This window comes from Streptomyces sp. R-74717 (assembly GCF_047305335.1).
GTDB lineage: Bacteria > Actinomycetota > Actinomycetes > Streptomycetales > Streptomycetaceae > Streptomyces > Streptomyces atratus.
Map to the genome: position 1 here is coordinate 1612238 of NZ_CP102361.1, position 11751 is coordinate 1623988.

General features: G+C 69.7%; 11 protein-coding genes and 1 riboswitch. Of the genes, 6 read left to right on the plus strand and 5 right to left on the minus strand.

The features are described from left to right. The first annotated feature begins 1 nt into the window (after position 1). The 5 genes from NRF20_RS07250 to NRF20_RS07270 are packed head-to-tail and all read left to right on the plus strand — an operon-like array spanning position 2 to position 5209. Positions 2–973 (plus strand): STM4015 family protein, encoded by a 972-nt coding sequence (locus NRF20_RS07250; protein WP_398634174.1) that lies wholly within the window; start codon positions 2–4, stop codon positions 971–973. Next, on the plus strand, positions 954–2108 hold the full coding sequence (locus NRF20_RS07255; protein ID WP_398634175.1) for an STM4014 family protein: 1155 nt from the start codon (positions 954–956) through the stop codon (positions 2106–2108). Before NRF20_RS07250 ends, NRF20_RS07255 begins: the two co-directional genes overlap by 20 nt. A 37-nt stretch (positions 2109–2145) precedes the next feature. Next, the gene (locus NRF20_RS07260) at positions 2146–2961 is read left to right on the plus strand and encodes an STM4013/SEN3800 family hydrolase (RefSeq protein WP_398634186.1); all 816 of its coding nucleotides are present in this window, start codon (positions 2146–2148) and stop codon (positions 2959–2961) included. Further along, positions 2958–4322 (plus strand): STM4012 family radical SAM protein, encoded by a 1365-nt coding sequence (locus tag NRF20_RS07265; protein ID WP_398634176.1) that lies wholly within the window; start codon positions 2958–2960, stop codon positions 4320–4322. The genes NRF20_RS07260 and NRF20_RS07265 overlap by 4 nt, the downstream gene beginning before the upstream one ends. A gap of 8 nt (positions 4323–4330) precedes the next feature. After that, positions 4331–5209: an STM4011 family radical SAM protein gene (locus tag NRF20_RS07270; RefSeq protein ID WP_413752248.1), complete on the plus strand. Its 879-nt coding sequence runs from the start codon at positions 4331–4333 to the stop codon at positions 5207–5209. Positions 5210–5257: 48 nt separating this feature from the next. Here NRF20_RS07270 and NRF20_RS07275 read toward each other — a convergent pair whose 3' ends face one another. From NRF20_RS07275 to NRF20_RS07285, 3 genes are all read right to left on the minus strand, one after another. Next, entirely contained in the window at positions 5258–6103 is an 846-nt protein-coding gene (locus NRF20_RS07275; RefSeq protein WP_413752249.1) for an SGNH/GDSL hydrolase family protein, read from the minus strand. Between the two features lie 189 nt (positions 6104–6292). Beyond that, positions 6293–7252, minus strand: coding sequence for a peptidoglycan DD-metalloendopeptidase family protein (locus NRF20_RS07280; RefSeq protein ID WP_398634179.1), 960 nt, complete (start codon positions 7250–7252; stop codon positions 6293–6295). 5 nt (positions 7253–7257) lie between these two features. After that, a riboswitch (cyclic di-AMP (ydaO/yuaA leader) is annotated at positions 7258–7416 on the minus strand. 292 nt (positions 7417–7708) lie between these two features. Then, on the minus strand, positions 7709–9805 hold the full coding sequence (locus tag NRF20_RS07285) for an alpha-galactosidase (protein ID WP_413752250.1): 2097 nt from the start codon (positions 9803–9805) through the stop codon (positions 7709–7711). Between the two features lie 232 nt (positions 9806–10037). On the opposite strand from NRF20_RS07285, the gene NRF20_RS07290 reads away from it, so the two are divergent. Next, positions 10038–10850: a tyrosine-protein phosphatase gene (locus tag NRF20_RS07290; protein ID WP_413752251.1), complete on the plus strand. Its 813-nt coding sequence runs from the start codon at positions 10038–10040 to the stop codon at positions 10848–10850. 23 nt (positions 10851–10873) lie between these two features. Here the strand turns inward: NRF20_RS07290 and NRF20_RS07295 are convergent, their stop codons facing one another. Both NRF20_RS07295 and NRF20_RS07300 read right to left on the minus strand, forming a co-directional pair. After that, positions 10874–11041 (minus strand): DUF6126 family protein, encoded by a 168-nt coding sequence (locus NRF20_RS07295; protein ID WP_176729046.1) that lies wholly within the window; start codon positions 11039–11041, stop codon positions 10874–10876. Positions 11042–11074: 33 nt separating this feature from the next. Continuing rightward, positions 11075–11683, minus strand: coding sequence for a helix-turn-helix domain-containing protein (locus tag NRF20_RS07300; RefSeq protein ID WP_398634182.1), 609 nt, complete (start codon positions 11681–11683; stop codon positions 11075–11077). Between the last annotated feature and the right edge of the window lie 68 nt (positions 11684–11751).

Here is an 11751-nt window from a genome sequence, read left to right on the forward strand (position 1 = left end):
GATGACTGACATCGAACACCCGGAGACCTTTCACGGCCTGCCCGTCCTGACCCTGCCGGGACCGGACCAATCGCGCACCGACCCTCTTCCGGCCGCCGATTCGGTCGCGTGGCGGCTGGAGAGCGCCTGGCAGGGCGATCTGACGTTCGCCGCACTGTGGCAGCACTTTCTCGACACGGTCGACACTTCGCGGGTGCGGGCGCTGCTGATCGGCCCTTGGTGGCAGGAGGAGTACGAATCCTTCGCGCCCGTCGTCGAGCTGCTGGCCGGCCATGCGGACCGCTTTCCGGCCCTGAAGGCGCTCTTCCTCGCCGATGTCGTCAGCGAGGAGTGCGAACTGTCGTGGCTTGAGATGTCCGACATCACCCCGGTGATCGAGGCGTTCGGACAGTTGGAGGAATTGACGGTACGCGGGTGCGGCGAACCGATCGACGGCAAGGAGACGCTCGGCCTGCGGCCGGTGCGGCACAAGGCGCTCAAGTCACTGCGGTTCGAGTCGGGCGGACTGCCGTCCGGGATCGTGCGGGCGATCGGAGCGTCGGAGCTGCCCTCGTTGGAGCACCTCGAACTCTGGCTCGGCGTCACCGAGTACGGCGGGGACGCGACGGTCGAGGATCTCGCGCCGCTGCTGTCGGGTGCGGCGCTCCCGGCGCTGCGCCATCTCGGGCTGCAGAACAGCGAGATCCAGGACGAGATCGCGGCCGCGGTTGCCTCCGCCCCGGTCGTCGCCCAGCTCGAGTCGCTCTCCCTCGCGATGGGAACCCTGGGCGACGAAGGCGCCGGGTCGCTGCTCGCGGGCCAGCCGCTCACCCACTTGACCTCACTGGATCTGCACCATCACTACATCAGCGACGCGTTGGTGGACCGCCTCAGGAACCTGATCGGTTCCGACCGGGTGAACGGCGAGATCCATGAGGTCGAGTACTGGGACCCGGAAGAGGACGACGACCGCTATGTCGCCGTCGCCGAGTAGTACGGGCGGCCCGGCGCCGCGCTTCGTCGTCGTGGGTGTGCCCGGCAACCGCCGGGTCGCGCTCTTCCAGGACGCCGTGCGCGCCGCCGGGCTGCCGCCCGCGCGGGTCGTGCCCTGGCTGGACGTCCTGCGGGGCGAGGCCGCCTTCCGGCCGGGCGAGGCCGTTCGGATGGACTCGCCCGGTGAGGACGCCGAGGTGGAGCGGCTGCTACGGGCGGTCGGCGATCCGGCCAGGGTCGAGGGGACCGCCCTGTGGTACGCCCGGTTCACCTCGGCTGTACGGGCAGTGGCGCGGGCGGCAGCCGCTTCCGGTGCCGTTCTGCTCGACGACCCCGACGACGTCGCGGTGCTGTTCGACAAGCGGCTCTGCCATGCCGTACTGGACGGCGCCGGAGTGCCCGTGCCCGCGTCGCCGACCTCGGGAGCCGCGGCCCCCGCGGTGCGCGACTGGGCGGACGTACGCGACCGGATGGCGGCCCATGGCATGCCCCGGGCCTTTGTGAAACCGGCGCACGGTTCGTCCGCCTCGGGGGTGCTGGCCGTGGAGACGGCCGGACCCGGCAGGGTCAGGGCGACCACATCGGTGGAGCGCGACGCGGCCGGTCGGCTCTTCAACTCGTTGCGGGTGCGTCGCTGTACGACGGAGCGGGAGGTCGCGGCGATCGTCGACGCACTCGCACCGGACGGGCTGCACATCGAGCGTTGGCTGCCCAAGGCCACCCAGCGCGGCCGCGCGGCGGATCTGCGGGTCGTCGTGGTGGCCGGCCGCGCCACCCATGCCGTCGTGCGCACCAGCCACTCCCCCATGACCAATCTTCACCTCGGTGGCGAGCGCGGAAGTCTCGACGACGTCCGTGCGGCCGTCGAGGCCGCAGGCGGCAGCTGGGCCGAGGCCCTGGCCATATGCGAACGGGCAGCGGCCTGTTTCCCGGACACGCTGTGTGTGGGCGTCGATCTGCTGCCTGCGACCGGCTGGCGGCGCTTCGCCGTCGGCGAGGTCAACGCCTTCGGTGATCTGCTGCCACGGCTGACCGGCCTTGCCGGCAGCGGCGCCGAGGGCCTGGACACCTATGCGGCGCAGGTCGCCGCCGTACTGAACAGAGCAAGGAACCACCGTGCAACCGCCACTTGCTGACACCGCGCCCGCCCTCGCGGACGCCCGGAACCCCGACATGAGCGAGATCGTGGGCAGCCACGACCTGCTGCTCATCACCCTGGACACACTGCGTTACGACGTGGCGGCGGAGCTCGCCGCTGCCGGACGCATCCCTCATCTGGCGCGTCATCTACCGGACGGCGTCTGGGAGAAGCGGCATGCGCCCGGCAGCTTCACCTACGCCTCCCACCAGGCGATCTTCGCGGGATTCCTGCCGACACCGGCCTGCCAGGGGCCGCACCCCCGGCTGTTCGCTGCGCGTTTCGCAGGCAGCGAGTCCACCGCTTCGGGCACCTTTGTCTTCGACACCCCCGATCTGCTGTCCGGCCTCGCCGATGCGGGCTACCGCACGGTGTGCATCGGCGGCGTCGGTTTCTTCAACCGGCAGGGGCCGCTCGGTTCCGTACTGCCCGGCATGTTCCAGGAGAGCCACTGGGAACCGGAGTTCGGCGTCGCGTCGCCCACTTCCTTCGAGGCGCAGGTGACCCGTGCCGAGCAGGTCGTCGCCGAACTCCCTGCCGAGCAGCGGCTGTTCCTGTTCGTCAATGTGGCCGCCATGCACCAGCCCAACTGGTTCCACCAGCCGGGGGCCACGCGCGAGGCGGGCGATTCCCGCGCCACCCATGCCGCCGCCCTGGAGTACGTCGACGCCCACATCGGCCGGCTCTTCGCCGCCGCGAGCAGCCGCCGCCGCTGTTTCGCCATCGTCTGCTCCGACCACGGAACGGCGTACGGGGATGACGGCTACACCGGTCACCGGCTCGGTCACGAGTCCGTCTGGACCGTTCCGTACGCGCACTTCTTCCTGGAACCGGGGACCACCGCACCATGAGCCGCACCACGACCGTCTCGCAGACCACCCGCCCGTACCAGAGCTATGTCTACGCCTATCCGCACAAGACCGCCTATCGCCCCCTGGCCGACCGGCCGGCGTTGCGCGAGCTGTGGGCGGGAGAGCGCAAGGACGCGCTCTCGCTCTATCTCCACATACCCTTCTGCGAGGTCCGCTGCGGATTCTGCAATCTCTTCACCCGGATCGGCGCTCCCGACGAGCTGACGACCCGGTATCTCGATGCTCTGGACCGGCAGGCCACCGCCGTCCGCGACGCGCTGGGAGACGCCGAGCCGGTGCGTTTCGCGGCGGCGGCGTTCGGCGGGGGCACCCCCACGTTCCTGACCGCGGCGGAGCTGGAGCGGCTCTGCGACATCGCGGAGAAGCGGATGGGGGCCGATCTGCGGTCCGTTCCGCTGTCGGTCGAGACGTCGCCGTCGACCGCGACGGCCGACCGGCTGGCCGTCCTCGCCGACCGCGGGACGACCAGGATCAGCATCGGCGTACAGAGCTTCGTCGAAGCCGAGGCGCGTGCCGCTGTGCGACCGCAGCGCCGCGCGGATGTGGAGGCGGCGCTGGACCGGATACGTGATGCCCGCATCCCGATCCTGAACATCGACCTGATCTACGGCATCGACGGGCAGACCGAGGACAGCTGGCACACCTCGCTGGACGCGGCGCTCGGCTGGCAGCCGGAGGAGCTGTATCTCTATCCGCTGTATGTCCGCCCACTGACGGGGCTCGGGCGGCTCGGCGCCGACGGCGAGGCAGCCGCGGACGCCGCCTGGGACGAGCAGCGGCTACGGCTGTACCGCACGGGCCGGGACCATCTCCTCGCCCACGGCTACGAGCAGGTGTCCATGCGGATGTTCCGCCGCGCCGACGCCCCGCGGACGGACGGCCCCGCCGACCACGCCTGCCAGACCGACGGCATGATCGGGCTGGGGTGCGGCGCCCGTTCGTACACCTCGAAGCTGCACTACTCCTTCGACTACGCGGTGGAGATGCGTGAGGTGCGAGCGATCATCGACGGCTACACCGCGACCGAGGACTTCTCGCGCGCCGAGGTCGGACGGTACGTCGGCGACGACGAGGCGCGCCGCCGCCACGTTCTGCAGTCCGTCCTCCAGGCCGAGGGGCTGCAACCCGCCGACTACCGGAAGCGGTTCGGTACCTCCCCGTCCGACGACTTCCCCGCTGAACTGGCCCGGTTCGAGGCGCGCGGCTGGCTCGACGCGACGGCCGGGGCGTCCGGCCCGCTGCGGCTCTCCCCCGAGGGCCTGGCCCACTCCGACGCGCTGGGCCCCGAACTCTTCTCTCCCGGCGTACGGGCCGCGATGGCCGCGTACGAACTGAAGTGAGCGCGCCCATGGACCTGACCATTCTCTACCGCGGTCCGCTTGCGTCCTGCGACTACGACTGTCCGTACTGCCCGTTCGCCAAGCGGCGCGACAGCCGGGAGCAGTTGCACGCCGACCGCGCCGCGCTGGAGCGGTTCACGGCGTGGGCCGCGGCGCAGACCGGTGACCGGATCTCGGTCCTGTTCACCCCGTGGGGCGAGGGTCTGGTCCGCTCCTGGTACCGGCGTGCGCTGGTCGAGCTGGCGCAGCTGCCGCACATCGGCCGGGTCGCGATCCAGACCAATCTCAGCACCCGTACGGGGTGGCTGGCCGAGGCGGGGGACGCCGGCCGCGAGAAGATCGCGCTCTGGTGCACGTATCACCCGGGGCAGACGCCGTACGAGCGGTTCCTCACCAAGTGCCGGGAGCTGACCGCGCTCGGCATCCGCCACAGCGTCGGTGTCGTCGGTCTCGACGACCATCTCGACGAGGCGCGGCGGCTGCGGGCCGCCCTGCCGGACGAGGTCTATCTCTGGGTGAACGCCGCGGAGGGGCACACCTATACGGACGAGGAAGCGGATCGGTGGACGGGCCTCGACCCGCTCTTCCCGTACAGCCGGCATCCGCACCGGTCGGCCGGGCTGCCCTGCCGGACGGGCGAGTCGGTCATCTCGGTGGACGGCGACGGCACGGTGCGGCGCTGCCATTTCGTACCGGTGGAGCTCGGCAACCTCTACGACGGGAGCTACCGGCGCTCTCTCGGCCCGCGGGCCTGTCCGCTGGCCGTCTGCGACTGCCACATCGGCTATGTGCATCTGGAGACGCTGCCGTTGTACGACGTCTTCGCGGGCGGTGTGCTGGAACGCATACCGGCGTCCACGTTGTTGCCCCTCGCCGGACGAACCTGAACCTCCAGCCCGTCCGGCGAGCGAGGGCACCACGGTGGCGGAGGCCGCTTAGAGCGGCAGGAGGTCCGGCCGCTTCGCCTCGACATGGTCGCCGGAGGACTCGCCGCGCAGCCGCCGGCCGATCCACGGAACCAGGTACTCGCGCGCCCAGTGGATGTCGTCGCGCCGTACTTCGAGCGTGCCGCGCTGTGCCTGCGGGGGCCATTCCTGGTCGGGGTCGGCCGGCACATCGATGCCGAGGACCTGGGCGGCGCGCAGCGCGACCCTGGTGTGTCCTTCGGGCGACAGATGGAGCCGGTCGTCGTCCCAGGCGCGCCTGTCCTGGACGGACCGCAGCGACCACAGGTCGAGGACCGGGCAGTCGTAGCGGTCGGCGATGGACCGCACATGGGCGGTGTAGGTGGCGATCTTGCCGCGCAGATGGCGCAGCACGGGAACGCCTCGGGTGTCGAAGCCGGTGGTGACCAGGACGGTGCCGACCGATCCGGTCAGCTCGGCGACCGCGCGCTCGAAGCGCTCGGCCACGTCGTCGGGGTCGGTGCCGGGCCTGATGATGTCGTTGCCGCCCGCGCAGAAGCTCACCAGGTCGGGTGCGAGCTCCTTGGCGCGCGGCACCTGCTCCTCGACGATCTGGTCGAGGAGGCGTCCGCGTACGGCGAGATTGGCGTACCTGAAATTCCCGTGAGCGGAGCCTTCGGTGTTCGTCCCCGCATCGGGGTCCGGGAGCTGGTCCGCGAGAAGCACCGCGAAGCGGTCCGCCCAGCCGACGAAGGTTCCGTCCGGGCCGGGGTCGCCGACTCCCTCGGTGAAGCTGTCGCCAATCGCTGCGTACGACCCGATGACGCCATGTCGGTTGATGACGCCACGTTGATTTTTTCTCGAATCGTCTGCCACAAACGCTTATCCTGCACCGACGAATGTGACCTACGCGACCGTAATAAGGGGTTGACGGGTGGCGAGATAGACCACCCGGTCAGTTTTTGGTAAAGGGGGAATAAGCAGAAGGGGCGGTGCGCCGCCGCGCACCGCCCCTTCTGTTTTGTTCAGGTCATGCTTTGTTGCTCAACTGCCCGGCTGTTCGGCTCAGACGTAGATGCCGTGAGAAGCCAGGTACGCGATCGGGTCGATGTCCGAGCCGTACGCCGGGCCCGTGCGAACCTCGAAGTGCAGGTGCGGGCCGGTGGCGTTGCCGGTGGCGCCGGAGAGGCCGACCTGCTGACCGGTGCTCAGGGTCTGGCCCGCGGAGACTGAGATCGAGGACAGGTGGCCGTACTGCGAGTAGTGGCCGTCGGCGTGCTTGATGACGACCTGGTTGCCGTACGCGCCGCCCCAGCCGGCGGTGACGACGGTGCCGGAGGCAATGGCCTTCACGCTGGTGCCGGTGAAGACGGGGAAGTCGATGCCGGTGTGGCTGCCGCTGGACCAGTTGGAGCCGGAGGCGCGGTATCCGGTGGTGTGGTTGCCGGGGACCGGATGTGCGTAGCCGGAGCTGTTGCTCTGACCTGCCGGGGCGGAGGTCTTGGACTCCGTGACCGTCGAGACCTTGGCCGGGGCGGACTTGGCCGGGGCGGACTTCTCCACGATCGACGAGGGCACCGAGAGGGCCTTCGACGGGAGGGCCGCACCCGCGCCGGCGCCGGTGGACGCGGCGTCACCCGACGCCTTGCCGCCGAGCGTCAGCTTCATGCCCGGGAAGATCAGGCCGGGGTCTTCACCGACGACCCTGCGGTTGTCCTGGTACAGCTTCTGCCAGCCGCCCTTGACCTTGTGCTCGGTGGCGATCTTCGACAGGTAGTCGCCGGACACGACGGAGTACGTCGTGGTGGCGGCCTGCTTCTGCGCGACCGGCTTGGCCGGGGCGGCGTGCGTGGCGGCGACGGAGGCCGACTGCGGCGCGGTGGTCGGGGCCGACTGCGGCGCGGCGTGGGCACCGGTGGCACCGAGCAGCGGCAGTGCGATGACGGCACCACCGGCGCCTGCGGCGGCGACGCCACGGGCGATGGCGCTGGACTTCGTACGACGATGCTTACCCGATATGGGCATGACGTGCTTCCTCTCCGGCGCCTGCGAGGTGAGCTGTCGGGTTCGGGCTGGAGATGCCCGGCCGCACTGAGCGCGGCTTCACCCCTAGCCGGCCGGATTTCTCCGATCGGCGGCCTACCTGGTTCCCCCGCTCCTGCCACACGATGAGTGGGTGCGAATTCCGGGCGGCGGCAGGATTAGGCGGTCCGTCCGGATTGACGGTGACCGTAAGCGAGTCGGGACGGCGATAACAAGCCACTGCTTCTGTACCGGAATCCGCGCTCGGAAATCAGCGCAGAATTCCGGTCACACTCCGTGGATTAAGGATCTTGGCTTTCCGCGCCGCGCACGGAATACCCAACTGCCCCGCCACCACACACCGTCACGGATATGATTCCGCTCACGAGCGGGCGACCATCTCCCGTAGAAGCGGGGCATATTGAGCTAAATGCACTAATTGCGGACATGTTGCGCCTGTCATTCGCGTCGCAGCCTCAGCACCCGCGCGTCGAGATCCCCCCGAAGCCCGGTGTGCAGCCCCTGATGCAGCAGTACCGAACCGTGGTGCACCGCCCCCGTGTCCAGGCAGGTGTACCTCGCTGCGGGGTCGATCCCGCGCAGCCGCAGGGCCGGGGGCCGCTCTCCGTACCTCTGTGCCTCCAGCCACATCAGGACCACGGTCTCGTCCCCGTGGACGTACTGGACCGCGCTGAGTCCGCCGCGCGGGGCGCGCAGCCGGTACAGCGCGCCGTGCTGCACCACCGGCCGGATCTCCTTGTAGAGATCCACCCAGTTCCGCGCCTCGGCCAGCTCCTCCTCGCTCCAGTCGGTGAGGTCCCCACCGACCCCGAGCACACCGGCCATCGCGCTCACGAAACGGAACCGCAGTGAGCTGACCCTGTCGTTGAGCTGGGCATTCGGGCTGTCGGTGACCCAGGCGGCCATCACCCGGGCCGGATGGATCTGGCCGAAGCCCTCCTGGATGGCGAGTCGGTCGAGCGGGTCGGTGTTGTCGGAGGTCCACACCTGGTCCGTACGGGACAGAATCCCCAGGTCGATCCTGCCGCCGCCGCCCGAGCAGGACTCGAATGCGACGGAGGGGTGCGCGGCCCGGAGCCGGTCGATCAGCGCGTACAGGGCGTCCACGTGCTCGATCCAGAGCTTCTGCTGATACTCCTCACCCGGCCAGCCCGCGTCGGTGAAGCTGCGGTTGAAGTCCCATTTCACATAGTCGACGGGCGTACTGGAGAGCAGTGTGTCCAGCCGCTCCCACAGATAGTCCTGCACATCGGTGCGGGCCAGATTGAGCACCAGTTGATTGCGGAACTCGGTCCGCGCCCGCCCGGGGAAATGCTGCACCCAGTCGGGGTGTGCGCGATAGAGATCGCTGTCGGCATTGACCATTTCCGGCTCGACCCAGATGCCGAACTGCATGCCGAGTCCGTGCACTTCGTCGGCGAGCGGCTTCAGTCCGCCGGGAAAGCGGTCCGGATTCGGCGTCCAGTCGCCGAGCCCGGCCCGGTCGCTGGTGCGCCGCCCGAACCACGCGTCGTCCACGACGAACAGCTCGACGCCCATCGCGGCGGCGCGCTCGGCGAGGGCGCGCTGCTGCTCCTGCGAGATGTCGAAGCCGGTCGCCTCCCAGGAGTTGTAGAGCACCGGCCGCAAGCTCTGTGCGTCCGGGATCACACGGGCCAGCTGCCAGGCGTGCCAGGCCCGGCTCGCCCCGCCGAACCCCTCCGCACTCCACAGACCGGCGAAGACGGGGGTGGTGTACGACTCCCCCGGCGCGAGCAGCAGCAGCCCCGAGTCGTCGTAGCCGGCGCCGCCGGTGATCTGCACGAGCCCATCGGGGAGTTGCTGCACCGAAATCCGCCACGACCCGGACCAGCCGAGCGCACAGCCGTACACCTCGCCGCTCTCCTCTGTCGCCGCACCGTCGGCATCGAGTGCGACCCACGGCAGGGACTGGTGCCCGGTGTGACCGCGCCTGCTGGAGATGACGCTCTCGCCGTACGTCAGCTCCGCCCGTGCGAGCTGCGACTCCGCCGCCCAGCGTCCGTGCAGTCGGCTCAGCCGCCAGCCGTCGCGGGCGGGCAGCGCCCAGGCTGCCGCGTCGGCGCGCAGCAGTTCCAGCGGCGGACCGTCCGGCCCGGCGTGGGCGACGGTGGCCCAGCGCTCGATCACATCCGAGTCGTCCCGCATCCGGTAGTGCAGGGTGAGGGCGAGCCGGTGCACGGAGTCCGTGAATCCGATACGGAGTTCGTCCCCGTCCACCGTGGCGTCGACAAAGACCCACTCGGTGCCGCGGACCTCGGGGGTGCGTACCGAGAGGGCCGGGCGGACGAACCGGGGGCCGCCCTCCACGGGGTACTCCTCGCGGCCGTCGAGCTGGGACTCGAAGCCCCTGAAGGGTGGCTCCGGCACTGCGGCCAGGGCCTCGACCGCGGCAAGGGGGATCCGCGGCCCCCAGTGCAGATGGACCAGCTCGTCCCGCTCGGTGAGTCGCAATGCGTAGCTGCTGCTCGCCCCGGTGAGCAGCCAGGTCCGGCCCTTGCCGCCAGTCTCGATCATCGCATCCCCACATTCCAACAGTTCCGCACATCATCGACCATCACCGGTGGGTGGGCAACGGCCTTGCAAGGAATTCGGAATTCACCGGGCGGATTCGCCGCAGAGGGACCGGGGTTGGTGGAAATATCGACAAGCAAAGGCCGAGATGATTGCCTGAGGAATCAATGTCGTATCGTCGCGGGAGTGGCCTTGTCGGCGACTCGCGCCGGCACCAGACACTCCAGGAGTCACTGTGACGCAGCAGTTGCCGCAGATCCCGTCGACGGAACCCGAGCTGGCGGGTGTCCGCAACTTCCGCGATGTGGGCGGACTGCCCACCGTGGACGGCCGGCGGGTACGGTACGGACGGCTCTTCCGCAGTGGTCACCTCGCGCACGCCACCGCCGAGGACGCCGCCTTTCTGGGCGGTCTGGGTCTGCACACGGTCTTCGACTTCCGCAATGCGGCCGACCACCGGCTCGACGGCCTGGATGTGGAGCTGCCGGGCGTACGGAATGTGAGTATCCCGCTCTCCGACCCCGCCGACGGCGCCGAGTTCTGGCGGATGGTCCGGGACGGCGATCTCGACCAGCTGCGCTCGATCCTGGCCGACGACAGGGGAACGAACCGGATGATCGCCTCGTACCGCGAGATCATCCGGGACCGTACCGCCGAACACAGCCGGGTTCTGCACGCCCTGGCCGAGGACAGCGTTCCCGCGTTGATGCACTGCGCGGCGGGCAAGGACCGGGCCGGCCTGTCGATCGCGGTGTCACTGCTCGCGGTCGGTGTCGAGCGCGACGCCATCGAGGCCGACTACCTGAAGTCGAACGATGCCCATCGCCGCTACAAGGTGCAGCGCAGCGACACCTCGGCGGACGGCATGTCGGCAGAGGTGATGGAGCTGCTCAATCCGCTCTTCGGCGCCCACGCCGACTACCTCGCCGCGGCCTTCGCCACCATCGAGGAGACCTGGGGCAGCACGGACCGCTACTTCTCCGAAGGTCTGAAGCTCGCGCCCGAGACCCGTGAGCAGCTGCGCGACCGGCTCCTCGACGAGGCGTAGCCGCACCCGCCCGTCGGCAATGGTCAGCCCTTGCCGGCCACCGCGAAGAGCAGGTAGAGGAAGGCCGCGAAGATGTGTCCGGCGATGAGGTAGGCGAACAGCCGGATCACCACGCCGCGCGGAAACTTCCGCTCCTGGGCTTCGTAGTTCTTCCTGGACCCCAGCGGGTCGAAGTTCTCTGAATCGGACATGACAGTCCTCTCTGGTATCCGGACGGACCGGTCTCAGCGACGGTGGATGCCGCTGCCGAGGCACAGCTCGGCGGCGGGGCTCTGCAGCAGGGTGTGGACGAAGAGCAGCTCGGCACCGTCGCGGTCGACGGCCGCGATCCGGTGCGGGGTGAGCGAGTCGAAGTGCGCGCTGTCACCGGGGGCGAGATCGTGCACGGTGTCCCCGAGTGTGACCCGGAGGTGTCCGGCGAGCACGTACAGCCACTCCTCGCCGGGATGGACGCGCACGAGATCACCCTGTGCGCCGTACGGAACTCGGACGCGGAGCGCCTGCATCGCCCGGCCGGAGCCGCCGGCCTGCTGATACATCCAGCCGTCGGCCTCGGCCCCATCGAACTCCCCACCGCGGATGATCGCCTCCCGTTCCGGGGGCGTCTCGCCGAGCAGCTCGGAGACCGTCGTACCGTAGATCCTGGCAAGACCGAGGAGCATCGGCAGCGAAGGCTGCCGACGGCCTGTTTCGAGCCGGGAGAGATGGGCGGGTGAGAGCCCCGCCCGCTGAGCGGCGGTCTCCAGGGTGAGACCACGACTGCGGCGCAGATCGCGCAGGCGTGGCGCGACTCCGGGCAGCTCGTCGGCCACCCCTCCGTCTGGAGTGTTCATGTACCCATTGGGCCAGGAGCTTTCCTCAGAGGCAAATTTCTTGCCTCCGAGGCAAACGAGGGGCCCTG